20 protein-coding genes are annotated in these 18,472 nt (G+C 58.9%); 3 read left to right on the forward strand and 17 right to left on the reverse strand.

The genetic code is table 11. The features are described 5' to 3' along the window. Nucleotides 1-4 precede the first annotated feature (4 nt). The gene (gene dxr / locus CORTU0001_RS07735; RefSeq protein WP_005328718.1) at nucleotides 5-1,165 is read right to left on the reverse strand and encodes a 1-deoxy-D-xylulose-5-phosphate reductoisomerase; all 1,161 of its coding nucleotides are present in this window, start codon (nucleotides 1,163-1,165) and stop codon (nucleotides 5-7) included. Nucleotides 1,166-1,297: 132 nt separating this feature from the next. Between dxr and CORTU0001_RS07740 the strand changes: the two genes are divergently transcribed. Continuing rightward, on the forward strand, nucleotides 1,298-1,804 hold the full coding sequence (locus CORTU0001_RS07740) for a DUF2631 domain-containing protein (protein ID WP_179386647.1): 507 nt from the start codon (nucleotides 1,298-1,300) through the stop codon (nucleotides 1,802-1,804). A gap of 189 nt (nucleotides 1,805-1,993) precedes the next feature. Here CORTU0001_RS07740 and CORTU0001_RS07745 read toward each other — a convergent pair whose 3' ends face one another. Genes CORTU0001_RS07745 through rlmN form a run of 3 tightly spaced genes read right to left on the reverse strand, consistent with a single transcriptional unit; the run spans nucleotide 1,994 to nucleotide 5,553 of the window. Next, a complete protein-coding gene (locus CORTU0001_RS07745) occupies nucleotides 1,994-3,586 on the reverse strand; it encodes a hypothetical protein (protein ID WP_005328720.1) in 1,593 nt (530 codons plus the stop codon). 5 nt (nucleotides 3,587-3,591) lie between these two features. Continuing rightward, on the reverse strand, nucleotides 3,592-4,422 hold the full coding sequence (locus CORTU0001_RS07750) for an ABC transporter ATP-binding protein (protein ID WP_005328721.1): 831 nt from the start codon (nucleotides 4,420-4,422) through the stop codon (nucleotides 3,592-3,594). An 18-nt stretch (nucleotides 4,423-4,440) separates the two neighbouring features. Beyond that, nucleotides 4,441-5,553: a dual-specificity RNA methyltransferase RlmN gene (rlmN, locus tag CORTU0001_RS07755; RefSeq protein WP_034668468.1), complete on the reverse strand. Its 1,113-nt coding sequence runs from the start codon at nucleotides 5,551-5,553 to the stop codon at nucleotides 4,441-4,443. Nucleotides 5,554-5,647: 94 nt separating this feature from the next. Here rlmN and CORTU0001_RS07760 point away from each other — a divergent pair, with 94 nt between their 5' ends. Beyond that, nucleotides 5,648-6,055: a LapA family protein gene (locus CORTU0001_RS07760; protein WP_005325219.1), complete on the forward strand. Its 408-nt coding sequence runs from the start codon at nucleotides 5,648-5,650 to the stop codon at nucleotides 6,053-6,055. A gap of 83 nt (nucleotides 6,056-6,138) precedes the next feature. Here CORTU0001_RS07760 and CORTU0001_RS07765 read toward each other — a convergent pair whose 3' ends face one another. From CORTU0001_RS07765 to rpsB, 5 genes are all read right to left on the reverse strand, one after another. Then, complete coding sequence (locus CORTU0001_RS07765; protein ID WP_005328723.1) at nucleotides 6,139-7,017, reverse strand: phosphatidate cytidylyltransferase; 879 nt, start codon at nucleotides 7,015-7,017, stop codon at nucleotides 6,139-6,141. Nucleotides 7,018-7,166: 149 nt separating this feature from the next. Further along, nucleotides 7,167-7,724, reverse strand: coding sequence for a ribosome recycling factor (frr, locus tag CORTU0001_RS07770; protein WP_005325221.1), 558 nt, complete (start codon nucleotides 7,722-7,724; stop codon nucleotides 7,167-7,169). 71 nt (nucleotides 7,725-7,795) lie between these two features. Continuing rightward, a complete protein-coding gene (pyrH, locus tag CORTU0001_RS07775; RefSeq protein WP_023027755.1) occupies nucleotides 7,796-8,482 on the reverse strand; it encodes a UMP kinase in 687 nt (228 codons plus the stop codon). Between the two features lie 265 nt (nucleotides 8,483-8,747). Continuing rightward, entirely contained in the window at nucleotides 8,748-9,560 is an 813-nt protein-coding gene (gene tsf, locus CORTU0001_RS07780) for a translation elongation factor Ts (RefSeq protein ID WP_005325225.1), read from the reverse strand. Nucleotides 9,561-9,859: 299 nt separating this feature from the next. After that, a complete protein-coding gene (gene rpsB, locus CORTU0001_RS07785; RefSeq protein ID WP_005325233.1) occupies nucleotides 9,860-10,693 on the reverse strand; it encodes a 30S ribosomal protein S2 in 834 nt (277 codons plus the stop codon). Between the two features lie 378 nt (nucleotides 10,694-11,071). Between rpsB and CORTU0001_RS11515 the strand changes: the two genes are divergently transcribed. Next, complete coding sequence (locus CORTU0001_RS11515) at nucleotides 11,072-11,593, forward strand: M23 family metallopeptidase (RefSeq protein ID WP_005328726.1); 522 nt, start codon at nucleotides 11,072-11,074, stop codon at nucleotides 11,591-11,593. Here the strand turns inward: CORTU0001_RS11515 and CORTU0001_RS07795 are convergent. The 8 genes from CORTU0001_RS07795 to lepB (CORTU0001_RS07830) form a co-directional block, all read right to left on the reverse strand. After that, the gene (locus CORTU0001_RS07795; protein WP_005328727.1) at nucleotides 11,590-12,507 is read right to left on the reverse strand and encodes a tyrosine recombinase XerC; all 918 of its coding nucleotides are present in this window, start codon (nucleotides 12,505-12,507) and stop codon (nucleotides 11,590-11,592) included. The genes CORTU0001_RS11515 and CORTU0001_RS07795 overlap by 4 nt on opposite strands. Nucleotides 12,508-12,542: 35 nt before the next feature. Beyond that, nucleotides 12,543-13,724 carry a DNA-processing protein DprA gene (gene dprA, locus CORTU0001_RS07800; RefSeq protein WP_005328728.1) on the reverse strand — a complete coding sequence of 394 codons (1,182 nt, stop codon included), beginning with the start codon at nucleotides 13,722-13,724 and terminating at the stop codon, nucleotides 12,543-12,545. Further along, complete coding sequence (locus tag CORTU0001_RS07805; protein ID WP_034668471.1) at nucleotides 13,721-15,283, reverse strand: YifB family Mg chelatase-like AAA ATPase; 1,563 nt, start codon at nucleotides 15,281-15,283, stop codon at nucleotides 13,721-13,723. Before CORTU0001_RS07805 ends, dprA begins: the two co-directional genes overlap by 4 nt. Then, nucleotides 15,270-15,668, reverse strand: coding sequence for a YraN family protein (locus tag CORTU0001_RS07810; protein WP_005328730.1), 399 nt, complete (start codon nucleotides 15,666-15,668; stop codon nucleotides 15,270-15,272). The genes CORTU0001_RS07805 and CORTU0001_RS07810 overlap by 14 nt, the downstream gene beginning before the upstream one ends. A 172-nt stretch (nucleotides 15,669-15,840) precedes the next feature. Then, entirely contained in the window at nucleotides 15,841-16,146 is a 306-nt protein-coding gene (locus tag CORTU0001_RS07815; RefSeq protein WP_005325239.1) for a DUF2469 domain-containing protein, read from the reverse strand. Between the two features lie 62 nt (nucleotides 16,147-16,208). Further along, the gene (locus tag CORTU0001_RS07820) at nucleotides 16,209-16,850 is read right to left on the reverse strand and encodes a ribonuclease HII (RefSeq protein ID WP_005328731.1); all 642 of its coding nucleotides are present in this window, start codon (nucleotides 16,848-16,850) and stop codon (nucleotides 16,209-16,211) included. Continuing rightward, nucleotides 16,837-17,574, reverse strand: a complete 738-nt coding sequence (gene lepB / locus CORTU0001_RS07825; RefSeq protein ID WP_005328734.1) for a signal peptidase I — start codon at nucleotides 17,572-17,574, stop codon at nucleotides 16,837-16,839. The genes CORTU0001_RS07820 and lepB (CORTU0001_RS07825) overlap by 14 nt, the downstream gene beginning before the upstream one ends. Beyond that, nucleotides 17,552-18,355 (reverse strand): signal peptidase I, encoded by an 804-nt coding sequence (gene lepB, locus CORTU0001_RS07830; RefSeq protein WP_005328737.1) that lies wholly within the window; start codon nucleotides 18,353-18,355, stop codon nucleotides 17,552-17,554. The genes lepB (CORTU0001_RS07825) and lepB (CORTU0001_RS07830) overlap by 23 nt, the downstream gene beginning before the upstream one ends. Between the last annotated feature and the right edge of the window lie 117 nt (nucleotides 18,356-18,472).

Below are 18,472 nucleotides of genomic sequence, written 5' to 3' on the forward strand. Positions count from 1 at the left end.
CTTTCTAGTCAGCCAGCGAGTCAATCAGCGCATTCGCGCGCCTGCGCGCCTCGCTTTCTACCGCGAGGATTTCATCGAGGCTAGAGACTACACCAGCAAACTCGGATGCGGAATCAAGGATCGTACCCACGACGTCCACGATCTCCGGGAAATGGATGCGCCCGGACAAGAACGCGGCCGCCGCCTCCTCATTGGCGGCGTTGTAGATGACCCCTGTTCCCTCGGCCGCGGCCCGGCGGGCGAGGTTGACGGCGGGAAAGGCGGCATCGTCAAGCGGCTCAAAACGCCAATCATGTGCCTGCGCAAAGTCCAAGGCCGGCTGGGCACCTGGGACGCGGTGCGGCCAATTCAACGCCAGCGAAATGGGCAGCTTCATCGACGGCGGCGAGACCTGAGCAATCGTGCAGCCGTCCTTGAAGGTGGCCATGGAGTGAATGATGGACTGCGGGTGCACGGTGACGTCGATGCGCTCCGGGGCGATGTCAAAGAGCAGCGTTGCTTCAATAAGCTCCAGGCCCTTGTTAATGAGGGTGGCAGAGTTGAGGGTATTCATCTGCCCCATGGACCACGTAGGATGCTGCGCTGCCTGCTCAGGGGTCACGTCCCACATCTCTTCGCGCGACCAACCGCGGAAGGGGCCACCAGAGGCGGTAAGGACGAGCTTATCCAGCTCCCCCTCCTCGCCGGCACGCAGGCACTGCGCCATGGCGGAATGTTCCGAGTCAACAGGGATAATCTGGCCGGGGCGCGCCTTCTGCGTAACCAGCGTGCCGCCCGCGACGAGGGATTCCTTATTGGCCAAGGCTAAGTACTCGCCCATCTCCAAGGTGGCCAAGGTGGCCTTGAGCCCCAAAGAACCCACCAAAGCATTGAGTACCGTATCGGCCGGGGTCGAGCGCACTAGGTGCTCGGCGGCGTCGGCGCCACTCAAAACCGAACCGCCTAAAGCGGCCGACACCTCGGCCGCGGCGGCCTCATTGGCCACGGCAACGTGGTCAAACGAAAGGTTGAGGCTACGGGCTTGTTCGATGATGAGCTGCGGGTTGGAGCCACCCGCAGCGATTCCCACGACGTCGAATTTATCGGGATTATCCGCAATGACTTCCAGAGCCTGCGTGCCGATTGAACCGGTGGAACCAAGAATGAGTATTCGCTGAGTAGTCACGCTTCCACCCTAGCGCCCACCACCATTGGGCGGGCGCGGCAGGTACGCCGCACTGCAACGGGGGTGTTTAATCGCCATCTAAGGTGCGATGTTTTAGAATGTGTAGCAGACAAATGGCATTGGTGTGCCCGCATGCCCATCGCACAGACGGACACACGCAGAAGCGAAGGAGAGCAAGTGTCTTCCCACAAGCCGGTACCGCAGGTATTTGACGGTGTTTCTACTGAGGACGTCCCATCCGCAGGATTCGGTTGGTCCCGCATCAGCCGCTCTGGCGTACAGATCGCCGGTTGGATCTCTGTCCTGTTCCTGCTTGCCTACAACTTTGGTAACCACAAGGGCCACGTTGAGACCATCTGGCTCATTGCCTTGGCTATCTTGATCGCCGTTGGCCTGCTCATCCACGCTTTCCAGCCTAAGTTGCACCAGGTCCGCACCGTGACCGCCCGCAACCAGCCGGTGGGCCACCAGGAGCCGGACTGGGTCTACGACCAGAAGACCAACACCGGCGTATACGCCGAGCTGACCGATTCCCAGCTGCGCGCGCTCAACATTGAGCCTTCCCGCGTTTCTCACCTGCGCGTTGAGCCAGGCACCAACAACGCCACCCCGGTTTCCTCCGGCAAGTACACGCTCTAAGCTTTTAGTACGCTTTAGCTACTGCCGCCCTTCCCCGCGAAGGTCGGCGGTTTCTTTATGCCTCCGCTTGGCGACGCCCCTCCTCCTCACCAACACATCCTGTCGTTTAGGCCCCACTCCCAGCCCCCACGGCCTCAACCGCGACCCCGAGAGGGCCGCAATGCGGCCACTGTCGCGGGGGCCGGAGGATTAAGACACCCAGTGCCCCACCTTGGCGTAAATCTCAGGCAGGGAGTTGTCCACGCGTTTTCCGCTTACCCGGAGGGCAACGATATAACACGCAACTGGAACCGCGATGACGAGGATAAACCCCAGCGCAACCAGTACCATATTCGAGCCGTAGCCGATGGCCATTGGAATGACGCCAGGGATAATCGGCGTCCAGCCAATAAACAAATTCAAAATGGCGCTTAAGAAGGCACCGGCCGAGTAGCCGGATTTATCTGCCCACATACTGCCACCGGGCCGCGCGGTGGCAAAGGGATTAAAGGTGGATAGCAGCAATGACAATCCTGCAGAAGAAATGAAAATTCCCAGTGCGACCACCATCAAGCACCCGGTGAGCGCTTTGTCGGCGCTCACCGCGAAAAGCACCGCCGCCGAGAGGACGAAAGTTATGGCTGTGGGCGCCAAGTGCGCCCAGTGCCGCGCGTAGAGAAACGTGCGCGGACGAACTGGTGCGGCCATCTTTACCCACAGGCTTGGACCGTCATAGCCAAAATCATTTGTGGCTACAATTCCGCCGAAGAGTCCCAGAAATAGCACTCCTATAGAAGGCATGACGGAATCAGTAGTAAAGCCCTGAATGATAAAGACGATTGCCAAAATCGGCTGCATGATGATGGTTCCGATAAGGCGGGAGTCACGGAAGATGTAGCGCAGCGAGCGGGTAAATTCCATCGCAGCTGGTCCGCGATAGGAAAAGGAGCCCAAGGAAAAGCGACTTATCCCTTTGTCCTTTTCGCGGCGTTGGTGCTTCGGAGACAAGAGTGCGCGGCGCTCGAATTGCAAGCGCAGCAACCGGTGCCACGCCCACACGGCTGCGCCCAGCGACGCCGCGGCGATGAGAAACTGCAAGAAGGCTACTACTGGTTCGCCTTGGGCGAGCGCGAGCGCCCAGCCCACCGGTGCGCCAACGGGCGTCCACGCCAGACCCTCGCCCACAGATCCCAATGGGAAGTCAGAGCCAGCAAGGGATGCAAGCCGATTAGAACCAAAGATGAGCAAGAACACCGCCAGCGCACCCAAAACTTTGAGGGTGGTCGAGCTTAGCTCCGCGACAGTAACCCCGACATAGACCGCGAGGTCCACTAAAACCAGCGTCAGTACTAGGGCAAAGAGCATGCTCAGGCAGAAGGGCACGATGAACAATGCCTTGCCATTGGCCGCCAAAATCACGCTTCCCGCCACCGCATAGGCAATGGAGAGCAAGACAGATACTGGAACGCGCAGATTGAGTACTGAGGCAATAGCTAGTGCCGGCGTGATGTCTTTTAACCGCACCGGCAACGCGGAAAGCTCACGGGCAGAAAGCTGATTCTCTCCGCTGGGCATGATGAGGGTGATAACGATAAAGGCAAGCGTGCCTACAGCAGGGGCCACGGTAAGGGCTTGCACGTTCCCAGTTCCGATGGAGATATCTGCCGCGGCAAGAGCGCCCAGCGACGCAAGGCCGATGAGTCCGTAGAGCAAGAGACAGATAGGGATCATGACCGCAGCGGCATTCGCCTTGAGATTGCGGACCCACAGTGTGCGGTGCAGCTTGAGGAGCGTCGAAGTCATTGAACCTACGCCTCCCCGTCCCCACGCTGCGGCTCGCCGCCTTCACGACGCAGCCAATCGAAAGAGCCCGCATCAAAATCACTCCCACCGGCAAAGTGGATGAAGGCATCCGTCAGGCTGCCACCTTGGCGCACCTCCTCCACATGGCCAGCAGATAGCACCTGTCCTCCCGCGATAATGGCTACATGATCACACAAGCCCTCCACCAATTGCATGACGTGTGAAGACAGGATTACGGTGCCACCGCGGGCGGCATAGGCGCGCAAGAGCTCCTGAATGAGCTGGCCGGAGACTGGGTCCACCGCTTCCAAAGGCTCGTCGAGGATCACTACCTCTGGGTTATGCAGGAGCGCACCTGCCAAAAGGATCTTCTTAGTCATGCCGGCGGAATAGTCCGCGATGGGTTTATCGGCGGCGTCGGCAAGCTGCAAGGCGTCCAGCAGCTGTGCGCTGCGGTGCTCCACCTCGGCTTGGTTCATGCTGCGCAAAGCGCCGAGATAGAACAGGTACTCCGGACCAGACAAACGGTCAAAGACGGGAGCGCCATCAATGAGCAGGCCCATCGCCGCCTTGGCCGCAATCGGTTCCTGCCACGTATTGTGCCCAGCGATGAACGCCTCACCGCTATCTGGGCGCAGCAGACCGCACGCCATGGTCAGCATGGTAGTCTTGCCAGCGCCATTAGGTCCAACGATGCCATAAATAGAGCCCCGCGGGATGTCGAGGCTCAAATTCGACACCGCGGGGCGTCCAGCGAAAGATTTATTCAGACCGCGCACGGCAAAGGCCTGCGCGGTGGGGTCATCTGCAAGCGGCGGATAATTCGGAATAATCATATCCGCCAATGTTATCAGTTAGGCGGACTTATCTTCCCGTTCATCCGCTGCGAGCTGACCACACGCTGCCGCAATCTCATCGCCCTTGGTATCGCGCACCGTGCAAGGAACGCCTTGGGCCTGTACGCGGCGCACGAACTCGTCTTGGCGGTCCTGCGGGGCTGCATCCCACTCCGAGCCCGGCGTGGGGTTCAGCGGAATGACATTGACGTGAACCTTGGAGCCCAGCTTCTGATGCAGCTTGCGGCCCAGCATATCCGCGCGGAAATCCTGGTCATTTTTATCACGAATCAGGGCATACTCAATGGACACGCGGCGAGCAGACTTATCCGCGTAATAACGCGCAGCATCGAGCACCTCATCGACGGACCAGCGGTTATTGACCGGCACGAGGCCATCGCGCAGCTCGTCATCCGGAGTGTGCAAGGAAACGGCGAGCGTGCAGGCCAAATCCTCGTCCGCCAGCTTACGGATTGCCGGAGCCAAGCCCACCGTAGACACGGTCACGTTGCGCTGGGAAAGACCAAAGCCGGCACCATCCTGGCCGGTAATCTGACGCACGGCCTGCACCACGCGCTTGTAGTTGGCCAGTGGCTCACCCATGCCCATGAAGACCACGTTGGACAGGCGGCCACCTTCTGCTGCCATCGCGGCTGCAGCATGGCGGAACTGCTCAACGATCTCGCCCGTGGACAAGTTGCGGTCTAGACCGCCCTGGCCGGTAGCGCAGAACGGGCAGGCCATACCGCAGCCGGCTTGGGAAGAAATACACAACGTGGCGCGTCCTGGGTAGCGCATCAGAACCGACTCCAGCAGCGTGCCATCATGCAAACGCCACAGGGACTTAGTGGTCTCGCCGTCATCCGTGGAAGTAGTCCGGATAGGCTGCATGAGCTCAGGGAAGAAGGCTTCCTTAACTGCTTCACGCTTGCCGGCGGGGATATCGGTCATATCCTCTACATTGTCGGTATAGTGCTCGTAATAGTGCTTAGCCAGCTGCTTTGCGCGGAATTTAGGCAGGCCAATTTCTGCGAGCTTGTCAATACGCTCGGTTTCGGTCAGGTCCGCGAAGTGCTTAGGGGGAAGTCCGCGGCGCGGGGCGGAGAAGTTAAGTTTCACTGGTTGAGCCATAGTGTTGCCCATCTTTCCACGGTCTGCGTGGGTTTTTCCAATTGAAAGCCATGCCAAGTGGCATAATCGACAGGTTTAAAGAAATAATGGATGCATGACAAATCCGAATTACCCCGCAGATGACTTTTCTTCTTCCGACGCAGACCTCTCCTCGACGGAGCTGAACACTTCTGCACCGGAGACCGATTCTAGCCTAGAGCCGACGGTCTCTGACTCTACTTCTCACTCCACCCAGCCTTCCGGCAAGGCGAAGGGATCTTTCGCAGCCAGCACTTGGATCGCGCTCATCGTAGATTTCCTGCTGCTGATTGTCCTCATTGTTTTCATCATGCAAAACCAGCACGAGGTTCCCATGAACTTCCTGGGCTGGTCCGGTGAGTTCCCTGCCGGAATTGCTTTCCTCATCTTCGCCATTGGCGGAGCACTCATCATGGCTCTGGTGGGTGGCTGGCGCATGTTTGAGTTGCGCCGCCAACTGCGCAAACAGGCTCAGCAGGTATAAGTCTCAACAAGCCGCCTCTCCCCCTTTCCTGCCTTCTTAAGAAGGACTCTTGGGAAGAGGCGACTTTTGCGTACCCGCTGCTTCTATGGCGTAAACGTTGCCAGGAAGCTAATGGCCACCCAGGTGACCATGGCGGAAGGCAGCATGCCATCCAGGCGGTCCATCAGTCCACCGTGGCCTGGCAGCAAGGCCGACATATCCTTGATTCCCAGCTCACGCTTAAACTGTGATTCCACTAAGTCGCCCAAGGTGGCACAAATGACAAGGCCAAGCCCCATTAGGCCGCCCACCCAGGCATCGTGATGGAGCAGGAACTTCACGGTAAGCGCGCCGGTGACCACGCCAAAAAGGATGGACCCGGCAAAGCCCTCCCACGATTTCTTGGGGCTTACTGCAGGGGCCATGGGATGCGAGCCAAACATCACGCCAGCGATATAGCCACCAGTATCGGAGGCCACCACGCACAACATGAAGACGACGATGGAAGCGGCACCACTGGCAAACGGGGTCGATACCAGCGACAGCATTGCTGCGAAGGTGGCAAAAAGCGGAATCCATGTCAGCACAAAAATGCCGACGGACATATCCCGCAGGTAGTTAATTGGCGGGCGATGGCGACCATTATGGAAGAGGCGACCAAACATGAGCGCCAGCACAGCGGTGACATAGACCGCAACAAGGCCGGGCGCGCCCAGTGGCCACGAGACCCACACCATGGCTTGGCCCAAAATAATGAGCAGCGTGCGCGGAATATAGTAGGAATGCTCCCGCAGGCGGCTGAGCACCTCCCACATGGCAACGCCAACTGCAAGGGCGACGACCGCGTACCACGCGAGCGGGCCGGCCCATACGGCGAGCACGACAAGTGCGCCGAGGCCTACGCCAACGCCGATAGCGGCCGGCAAATCGCGGCCTGCGCCATTCTTCGGCTGAGGCAATCGGCGGTTTATGGCGTCACTCACCGTGACCGGCTCCTTTCGCTGCTTCTTTCGCGCCCCCTCGCTAACGTTCACTGCTCGCCCTCCCCTACTCCAGACTTCGGAGCTGTAGGCCGCGGAACAGAAAAAGCGCCGCCGGCCGGGGACGGGCACGGCGGCAATGACGGGAGGTGCTAGACCTCCATCAGCTCGTTTTCCTTGTTTTCTACCAGCTTGTCCACCTGCTCGATGTAGCCGGAAGTAATCTTTTCCATTTCCTTTTCCGCTGCGATGACCTCGTCCTCGCCGGCGTCGCCGTCCTTCTGCAGCTTCTTCAACTGCTCCATGGCCTTGCGGCGGATATTACGGATAGCAATCTTGCCGTCCTCGCCCTTGCTCTTGGCCAGCTTCACCATTTCCTTACGGCGCTCCTCCGTGAGCTGCGGAACGGTCACGCGCAGAACCTGACCATCGTTGGTGGGATTCACGCCCAAATCCGAGTTGCGGATGGAGTTTTCAATCTCATGAATCATGGACTGCTCATAAGGCTTGATGAGCAGCATGCGCGGCTCCGGTACGGAAATGGTAGCCATCTGGGTAATCGGAGTAGGTACACCGTAGTATTCGGCTACCAAGCCGTTGAACATGGTGGGGTTCGCGCGGCCGGTACGAATGGTCACCAGCTGCTCGCGGGTGTGCTCGACGGAAGCGGTCATGTGCTCTTCTGCTTCGAGCTGAATCTCATCGATCATGAGGTTAAATCATCCTTAAACGAATAGGGGTGGCTGTATAAAAAGGTAGCAGGTTCGCGGTCCTTACAGTATTAGGACTGCACCAGCGTGCCGATAACTTCGCCGCCTGCGGCGCGGGCGATATTGCCCTCCTCCAGCAGGTTAAAGACCAAAATCGGCATATCATTGTCCATGCAAAGGCTAAAGGCCGTGGCATCTGCAACCTTGAGGCCCTTTTCAATGACCTCACGCGGAGTGATTTCGGAGTACAGTTCCGCATCCGGGTTGGTGCGTGGGTCATCGGAGTAGACGCCGTCGACTGCCTTGGCCAAGAAAAGGACCTCGGCGCCAATTTCCAGGGCGCGCTGCGCGGCAGTGGTATCCGTGGAGAAGTACGGCATGCCCATGCCGGCGCCAAAGATAACCACGCGACCCTTTTCCAGGTGGCGGTCAGCGCGCAGCGGCAGGTACGGCTCGGCAATCTGCGCCATGTTGATGGAGGTCTGCACGCGGCAGTCGACGCCTTGCTGCTTGAGGAAGTCCTGCAATGCAAGGGAATTCATTACCGTGCCCAGCATGCCCATGTAGTCCGAGCGAGCACGGTCCATGCCGCGCTGGGAAAGCTCCGCGCCGCGGAAGAAGTTTCCGCCGCCGATAACCACTGCAATTTCGATTCCCTGGCGGGAGACCTCGGCGATTTGGCGGGCTACGTTTTCAACCACATCTGGGTCGATGCCGACCTTGCCGCCGCCGAACATCTCACCGCCCAGCTTCAGCATTACTCGCTTGTATCCGGTTCGCTTAATATCTGCGGCAGTCACGCCTACTTCGTCTCCTTAACGCGGGGCAGTTTCAATCTCCGCCCTATCTTACCCATATATCTTTCGCATCCTCACACCGCCCGCCGGTGCAGGCCAGTAGGCAATTGCGACGTGCCGGTCCCTTTCCTGCGGATTGTCCATCCGCACGAGTCGGCACGGTGAGCGCACAACAAAGCCCACGAAGGATAGTCCTTCGTGGGCTAGTTGTTAAAGCGCGGTGGGCTTAAGCGCCAACCTCGTAGCGAACGAAGCCGGTGATGGTGGTGCCAGCTTCTTCAGCAACCTGCTTTACGGTCTTCTTGTTATCAGACAGGGAAGCCTGCTCAAGCAGAACGATGGACTTGAAGAAGCCGTTCAGGCGGCCTTCCACGATCTTCGGCAGGGCTGCCTCTGGCTTGCCCTCCTCACGAGTGGTGGCCTCAGCGATCTCGCGCTCCTTTTCGACGATCTCTGCAGGAACGTCCTCGCGGGTGAGGTACTCAGCGTTCATTGCAGCAATCTGCAGGGCTGCAGCGTGAGCGCCTTCCTCGCTGCCCTCGTAGGAAACCAGAACGCCCACTGCCGGCGGCAGGTCAGCGGAACGCTGGTGCAGGTAAACGGCAACGTTGTCGCCCTCTACGGTAACTGCACGGCGTGCCTGCAGCTTCTCACCGGTCTTTGCGGACTCCTCGTCCACGACCTCGGAGACCTTCTTGCCGTCGATCTCAATGTTGTTGAGCTCGTCAGCGGAGTTTGCCTTGGCCTCAGCAGCAGCGTCAGCAATCTTGGCTGCGAAGGTCTTGAAAGCCTCGTTCTTAGCAACGAAGTCGGTCTCACAGTTGATCTCGACCATGGTGTTGCCGGAAACGGCGATGAGACCCTCGGTAGCCTCACGGTCAGCGCGCTTGGAGACGTTCTTAGCGCCCTTAATGCGCAGGTACTCAACGGCCTTGTCGTAGTCGCCGTTGGACTCTTCCAGAGCCTTCTTGCAATCGAGCATGCCGGAGCCGGTAGCTTCGCGCAGTGCCTTGACGTCTGCAGCAGTGTAGTTCGCCATAGTTGGGGCGATCCTCCTTGAAAATCAAACAGTGTTCGTTCAAACAGCGTAGTCGACGCGGTGAAATCGCGCCGCTTTAGGGTGGCAGAAACCACCCCTTTCCCACCTCTGCATAAAGGTGGAGCTGGCTTCAGCAGAACCCAGCATAGATAAAACCAACCCCCGCCGCCGTTAAAGCACGGTGGCGGGGGTTGGTAAACAGCCTTGGGTAGGAATTACTCCCTTGCTGCCCCACACCAAAAGTGCGTGGGGTATTCAGTTAAACGCAGGTGAGGAAAATTCCTAGCGAGAAGTTAAGACTACTTCTCGGCCTTGTCTGCGGATGCTTCCTCAGACTTTTCCGCAGAAGCCGGGTCGGAAGCTGCGGCAGCTGCCTCAGCGTCACGCTTTTCCTTCTCAGCGGAGTCGCCGGCAGCTTCCTTAGCTGCAGCTAGCTGACGCTCCTCACGAGCCTTCTTGCCTTCCTCAACAGCGGAGGCAACGATGCCGGAGAGCAGCTTGGTGGAGCGGATGGCGTCGTCGTTGCCCGGGATCGGGAAGTCAACGTCGTCCGGGTCGCAGTTGGTGTCCAGGATGGCAACAACTGGGATGTTCAGCTTGTGAGCTTCCTTGACCGCGATGTGCTCCTTGTTGGTGTCAACAATCCACAGTGCGGACGGGGTCTTGGCCATATCGGAGATGCCACCCAGAACGCGCTCGAGCTTGGCGCGCTCACGGTTGAGCATGAGAACTTCCTTCTTGGTGCGGCCCTTGTAGCCGTCCTCACGCTCGTCCATTGCCTGAAGCTCCTTCATGCGCTTCAGACGCTTGGAAACGGTCTGGAAGTTGGTGAGCATGCCGCCCAACCAGCGGTGGTTGACGTAAGGCATACCGACGCGGGTTGCTTCCTCAGCAACTGCTTCCTGAGCCTGCTTCTTGGTACCAACGAACAGGATGGTGCCGCCGTGTGCAACGGTTTCCTTGACGAACTCGTAAGCCTCGTCAATGTAGGTCAGCGTCTGCTGCAGGTCGATGATGTAGATGCCGTTACGGTCAGTGAAGATGAAACGACGCATCTTCGGATTCCAGCGACGGGTCTGGTGGCCAAAGTGCACACCAGCGTCGAGGAGCTCGCGCATGGTTACAACTGCCATGATTCGCTCGCTTTCTTTTATCTTGTCTTTCGGTTTTCCAATTGTGCGGTGTTTTATTCCGCACCCTAGCAACGAAGGCCCCGCTGACACCTTGTTTCCAAGGACCACGTCAACCGTCAGGCTGTCTCTTCCTTCCAGCAGGAAGCGACAACTTCGCCGCGCGTAGTCAATGCCTCCACGAGGTGGACACACTGCTGCCACAAAGAATAATCCCCTTACGCTGGTTTTTCCAAACCGAAGTCAGCTTATCCACAACTTCGCCGCAGCCACTTTGCCTCAATCGTCACAATCGACTCAATCACATCATGCAACCCAAGTTGTCCACAACTAAAGGAGAACTCACTTCCCAACCGCTTGCCTCCGGCGGACACTGTGCCCATGAATCAGTTTCTTTCCTCCTCCACATTTCCCGCTTGCCGACGCCCCACCTTCCTCCCCGCCGCTTTCCTCACCCTTCTTTCGCTTCTTATTCTGTGTTGCCCACCGGCCACAGCCTATGTCGACCCCGCCTCCGGCAAACCTAGCCCAGCGCGGGTACTGCGTGGATTCGATGCCCCCGAACAAAAGTGGAGCCCTGGCCACCGCGGCGTCGACATGGCCCTATCGGTGGGCTCGCCGGTGGTAGCCGCCGAAGACGGCAAGGTCGCCTTTGTGGGCACGGTTGCTGGCAAACCAGTTGTCTCCATAGCCCACGCGGATGGAGTGAGAACGACGTATCAGCCCGTACACGGCTCCGTAAAGCAGGGCCAAGAAGTCCGCGAGGGCCAAGTTATTGGCCGTTTAGGCAATCCCGTCGATGGCTATCCCGGACTGCACTGGGGCGCACTTATCGCAAAAGATTCCTACATCGATCCTTTAACCCTGCTGGACATGCCGGTGATTCGACTCAAACCGCTTTAGGCTCGGGGATGGGCTTGATCGTATACGCGCTGCAAGCGCTGCGCGGACACGTGGGTATAAATCTGCGTGGTATTAAGCGAGGAGTGCCCCAGCAGTTCTTGCACTACGCGCAAATCCGCCCCGCCTTCCAATAGGTGGGTCGCGGCAGAGTGGCGCACCCCGTGCGGGGTAAGCCCCTGTGTACCAGTGACTTTGGCGGCCTTTTCTACAATGCGGCGCACCTGGCGCTGATCGATGCGTCCTCCCCTGCTGCCAACAAAAACCGCTTCAGTACCGGCCGCAGCGATTTCTCCACGGCCTTTGTCAATCCACTGCTTTAAGGCGTCTTCCGCTGCGTGCCCGAAAGGCACTACGCGCTGCTTATTGCCCTTACCGGTGACGTGCAAGGTACCACGTTGAAAATCAATATCGCCTAGGTCCAGCCGGACCAACTCCGCCACGCGCATACCGGAGGCATAGAGCAACTCCAAGATGGCGCTATCGCGAAGGAAGTGGACTTCATCTGCAGAGACCGCATTGCCCATAAGCTCGCCGGCCTGCTCCGGAGCGAGAACCGTGGGAAGATGACGACCCACTTTAGGAGTTACCAGGCGGGCAGCAACATCTCGCTTCAGGTGCCCTTCGCGCACTGCCCAAGTAGAAAATCCCTTCGCTGCCGCAGTGCGCCGTGCCAGGGTGGAACGCGATTTTCCTTCCGCAACAGCCTCTGCCAACCATTGGCGCAGGCTGTTGAGGTCAAACTCCGCGAAGGTAGGCACGCTGCGTGCAAGGTCGCGCAAGTCGGAGCGATACCCGCGCACCGTCGCTTCTGCGCGGCCTTTGACATGTAGTTGGAAATCCGCGAAGTCCTCAATGGCCTCAGCCATCTGCCCCTCAACTTTCGGAGTCTTCGCGGACTTTCCATCTTCACTCATGCCACAGCAGTGTACTCGCCATACGCAGGTGTCATTTATTCCGTTTCCCGGCGCGCCCAGGTATTGCCATGCCGGACGACAACGCACATCTTTTCCAGTGCCAGTAGTAAGTGAACTGTCAGCGGTAAACGGAATCCCGCTTCGCGGGCAATGTCCTCTGCCGTTGCTTTCTCCTGTCCTAGCGGTGGCGTCGCGTCAAAGACGCGCAACTCATTGCGGGAGAGGCGTTGGGTCATGGTTGCCGCAAAATTGATTTCGTACTGTGCGCCTGGGTCCACTTCCCCGGCGCGACTTACTAGAGCGCGAATTTCATCAGCACTGGTAACCAACTGTGCGCGGCCTTCTTGAATGCGCTGATGGCAGCCCAACGAACCGCTAGTAGTTATTGGTCCCGGCACCGCCATCGCAACACGCCCAAGCGCCTCTGCCCAGTTAAGGGTGTTTAATGCACCAGATCGAAACGCGGCCTCCATAACTACTGTGCCGTGGCTCAGCGCTGCCACTAGGCGGTTCCGCGTTAGGAACCGGTGGCGCTTCGGTGCGGTTTCCGGCGCGAATTCAGAAACGATGCAGCCGTTATCTGCAATCTTGGCAAATAGGTTGGCATTGCGGGCTGGGTAGTCCCTATCGATACCACACGCTGCTATGGCTACCGTGCGCCCGTTGTTGTGCAGGGCGGTTTCGTGCGCGACGGTATCCACTCCCAGCGCGCCGCCGGATATTGGAGTCCATTCATGCTGAACCAATCCGGACACGACGTTGTGGGTGGCCTGCCAGCCATAGCGAGAAATGGCACGAGTACCGACGATGGCCACAGCTTGAGCAACCTCTGCCTGCAATGGCGCACCGCGCACCCACAGGCTATGCGGTGGCAATGCTTGGTCATCAAAAGTAGCTGGAGCCTCCCCGCTGTGCTGATAGAAGCCGAATGCAGAGTCAAACTCCTCTGTAGGCCACTCTGGGCTTTCTGCCGTAATGAGCCGAGCCCCGACCCTTTCGGCTGCCGCCATATCTTCGGCTTGCCGCAACCAGTCATAGCGAGAGGCCGTGCGGGCCAAAAGCGGGCCAATCCAGTCGGCGCGATTGTAGATTCCGTGGGCGATTTCCTCAGCTGGATACTGCGTAAGCAAGGCCTGCAACGCCGCAGAGGGACCTTCCACCACTCGGTTGAGGTATACCCAGGTGGTATAAGGAGTAGAGAGATCAAGTTCGCTCATGCTGCGAGCCTCCCTACATTAATTGAGCCGCGCAGATCGAGCGCGCGCCCTATTTCGTCCAGGTCCGGCTGCGCCTTTCCTGCTAGATCCGCCAGGGTCCAGGAGAGCTTCAATACGCGGTCCACTCCGCGCTGGGATATTTCGCCATCTGCCAAATATGCGGACAGCATGACCATAGCGGCTTCTGCAGCCGGCCTCTTTCGGCGCAAATAGGACGAAGGCACTTCCCCATTGGTGCGCGCGGTGATGCCATCCGCCCACCAGCGCGCGGCGGCACGTTCACGGGCAGCGGCGACGCGCTCGGCGATAACTGCGGATTCCTCTTCTCCCTCCGCGTTAATAGTTGCCGCCTGCCCCGTTAGCGTGACCACCATATCCAGACGGTCTCGCAGCGGACCGGAGAGGTTGGATAGGTAGTTCATGCGCTCGTGCGGATTGCACCTGCACTTGGATGGATCTTCGGCCGCACACCTGCACGGATTTGCTGCCATGACCAATTGGAAGCGAGCAGGATAAGTTACCTCGCGGCGCGAGCGCGCCAACCGCACGTGTCCTTCCTCCAGCGGTGCACGCAGACCATCGAGTACCGGCGCGGCTACTTCACTGGCTTCGTCAAGAAAGAGCACACCATTGTGAGCCAAGCTCACCGCACCGGGGCGGGGATGACCAGAACCGCCACCAAGTAATGCGGCCCGAGTTACCGAGGCATGCGGGGCGATGAACGGGGCGCGCTCGATAACCTCACCTGGGGTCCCGGTCAGCGAATGAATTGCAGTGGTTTCGACCTGCTGGTCCGGGGTAAGGGTAGGCAGAATGGTGGGCAGACGCGAGGCGATCATGGATTTTCCTGACCCAGGCGGCCCAATCATCATCAGGTGGTGGCCGCCGGCGGCCGCAACCTCGGCAGCCCATTTCGCATTGGATTGACCAGCAATATCGCTAAAGTCGAGGCGCGATGCCGCCGCTGGCGTGGGGTTGAGGGAACCCGAAAAACTTCCAGCTTGCGGCAGCCCACGATTACCGCAGGCCCAGCCGAAAGCCTCCTTCAACGACGAAGCAACCAGTACGTCCATGTCCGGCACCAAAGTCGCCTCGGCGGCATTGCCAGGCGGAACAATAAGAGTTGTTATTCCTTGTTCCCGTGCGGCCAGAAGAGCGGGGATGATGCCTGCTACAGGCCGAACGGAGCCGTCGAGTCCGAGCTCGCCTAGGACCAAGGTGCGCTGGAGGCGTTGGGCGGGCGAGGGAGTACTGCCAAAAGACGGGAAGTCGGCCTCCGACTGTGCCGCGAGGATCGCAAGCGCTATGGGTAGGTCAAAGTGGGACCCGGATTTGGGAAGCGAAGCCGGGGACATGGAGACCACCACTTTGGTCTTCGGCCAGGGCAGATGGGAATTAAAGGCTGCGGTCTTGATTCGGTCCCGGGATTCGGAGATTGCGGTATCCGTCTGGCCTACAACGTGTATGCCTGGCAGTCCGTGGCCAACGTTCGCCTCCACGTCAACCAACTGAGCAAGGACTCCATTGAGGGACATGGTCAAACAATTACCTAGAGCCATCTTCGACCCCCTTGAAGTGCTCCAGCGCAAACCCCTGCCCCCGCGCGACCAAGGCAATGACGTCGAATCGCACCTCAGACAGTGGCCTTCCGTCGAGCCACTGCGCCGCGGCTTTGCGCAGGCGCGCGAGCTTCTGCGGGGTTACGGCCTCAGCTACCCCGTAGTTGGAATTGGCGCGGGTCTTAACCTCAACAAAGACAATGGTTCCGTTAGGTTCCCGGGCGATGAGGTCGATTTCTCCCACTCGATAGGAGACGTTGGCAGCGATAATTTGTGCCCCACGTTCGCGCAGATAGCGCGCTGCGAAGGCTTCTCCCCTTTTTCCTAAGACTTGTTTATGACGAGGCTTCTTCGTGGCCAAACGGTGTTCTGAATTAAAGTGCATTGCGGTTTATCCTTGTGCTTCGGGAAATTCATTGGCCAGCACAGAACACCGCAGCTGGTAAGGCTTACACAAGGGACGCAGTAACAAAAAGGCCCTAGCTGTGGATAACTAGGCTCTGCAACTCTGTTATCCACAGCTAGGGCGCGGCGCCGTGTGCGCCGGCTTGACAAAACTATTCCGGCATCATGAATTCCGGCTTATCCAGCTCCTCGATATTGACGTCCTTGTAGGTGATAACGCGGACGTAGCGCACAAAGCGCGCGGAGCGGTACATATCCCATACCCAAGCATCAGACATGCGCACCTCGTAGTAGACATCGGGCCCAGAGGTATGGGGAATAAGCTCTACCGCATTAGCCAGATAAAAGCGCCGCTCAGTTTCAACGACATAGGAAAACTGGCTGACAACGTCCCGGTACTCGCGGTAGAGGGACAGCTCTACCTCAGCCTCGTAGTTATCGAGTTCCTCTGCACTCACGGTGGACCTCCAGGTTGTGGGTTAGCTCGCTATAGCTTAGCGCGAGAAAGGCTAGATTTTAGCTAGGCACGCGCGGCAAACTCCGCATGAGCGCGACGGACATTCTCGTAGCTCATCCGGTGCTCCGGGCACGCTCCTAGCGCCGCAATTGCGGCCTCATGCGCCTTGGTCCCATACCCCTTATGGCTGGCCAACCCGTAGCCGGGGTACCGCGCATCCAGCTCGTGCATCAGGTGGTCCCGGCTGACTTTTGCCAATACACTCGCCGCGGCAATGCACCGCGCGGCCGCATCGCCGCCGATAATGGGCAGGTGGGGTTGGGTAAGACCGGGGATAAAGAGGGCGTCGGTAAGCACATAGCCCGGACGTGTTTCCAGGCGCGCAACTGCCCTGCGCATGCCGGAAATATTGGCGTGCTGGATGCCGCGCTTATCGATGTCCCCCGCACCAATATGCACCACAGACCAGTCCACAGCCTTGTCTTTAATGAGTGGAAAAAGCTTCTCGCGCTGTTTGGGGGTGAGCTTCTTTGAATCTGTAAGCGCCGCCAACTCCTTGATCGGACGATCGGGCATGACGCAGGCTGCGATGGTAATTGGTCCACAGCAGGCACCGCGCCCAGCCTCATCCGCGCCGGCTACCGGGCCTAAACCGGCCTTGCTCAAAGCGACCTCGTAGGTGCGTCGCTGTTTAAGCCGCCGCATGCGAAATTTCCGGGTGCTGCACCCCACCCCAACGCGAAAGCGGCAAAATGACGGCCTCGACGCGACCGCGGACATTGTCCACCGGCACGGTGCCCTGCAGGTGGTCGCCCAAGTGCGCACGGGAATCGAGGGAGTTGGTGCGATTATCACCCATCACCCAAAGGTTTCCCTCGGGGACGGTGACCGGGCCAAAATACTCACCGCCGCACTCTCGCGAGCCCACGCTGGGGTCTACGGGAATCTCCGGCGGATCGAGGACGAAGGATTGCTCAATGGGCTTTCCATCCACCATGACCGCAGGGTCGCCAGCCTGGCAACTCACCGTCTGCCCGCCGGTAGCAATGACGCGCTTTACCAGGATATTTTCCCCATTGGGAAGCAGCCCTACGGCCGCCAAGGCATTTTGCGCGCCGCGCACAAAAATATTGCGCGAGCGATTGACCTCAAACTCGTTATTCCACGACTCGGGCCCTTCAAAAACCACCACCTCACCGGGCTTGGGGTCCGTGAAGTAGTAGCTGACCTTTTGCACGGCAATGCGATCATTTTTGCAGCCGGCACACCCGTGCAGGGTCGGTTCCATCGAAGCAGAAGGAATGACATACATCCGCCCCACCAGCGCCTGCAGGAGCACCAGCAGGACAAAGCCTGCCACCACGGGGATGAGAAAATCCCGGGTGCGCAGGCGTTGGGAGGAAGGGTTATTCCTGAATGTCCGGGTCATCGACCCCACCAATGCGGGTAAACGGCCAGAATACGAATTTCACCTTGCCGCGGACGTTTTCTACTGGAACCGTGCCGTGGAACTTGTCGGTCATGTGGTAACGCGAATCGGCCGAAGCAGTACGGTTATCGCCCATCACCCAGATATTGCCCTCCGGTACCTCGACGGGACCAAAGTACGGACCACCGCAGGCCTCCGAGCCGGTCGACTCATCTACCGGGTACGTAGGCGGGTCTTGCACATAGTCTTGCTCGATGGGTTTGCCATCTACCATGACGGCAGAATCGCCCTCCTGGCAGGACACCGTCTGTCCGCCGGTAGCAACCACACGCTTGACCAGGGTGTTTTCGTCTGGCGGTGCCAAGGATACGAAGCTCAACGCATCCTGCACGCCATGAATGATCGGATTAGACGAACGCGGTGAGACGTAGCTGGAATTCCAGTCCTCGGTGCCCTTGAATACCACGACATCGCCCGGCTCTGGCTCGCCGTCACCGTAGTAAGAGATCTTTTCCGTAAAGATACGGTCATTCGTGCAGCCCTCGCAGCCGTGGAGAGTCGGCTCCATCGAACCCGACGGGATCACATACTGCCGGCCGATAAAGTTCTGGAATAGTCCGACGATCACGAGAACCGTCGCCACTACCAGAAGGGTTTCCAGCAGCCACGGCATTTCCTTCTTCTTAGTCGCCTCTTTGCCTTGCTGGGTGGCCTCGCCCTGCACCGGGTGGGCCCCCTCGCCTTCTGACGGCTGTTCCTGCGAGATGCTGTCTTTATTCACGCGCTAGATCCTAGCAACCCCACGCCCGACTTCCGCTCTTATCCCCCTCGCGGCAGGGGGATTCACAGCCAACTTTTCGCTTGCCCCCATTACGTTGTTGGCAGTTCCGCTTGAAGG

Origin of the sequence: Corynebacterium tuberculostearicum SK141 (assembly GCF_000175635.1) — a bacterium.
GTDB classification, from domain to species: Bacteria; Actinomycetota; Actinomycetes; order Mycobacteriales; family Mycobacteriaceae; genus Corynebacterium; species Corynebacterium tuberculostearicum_C.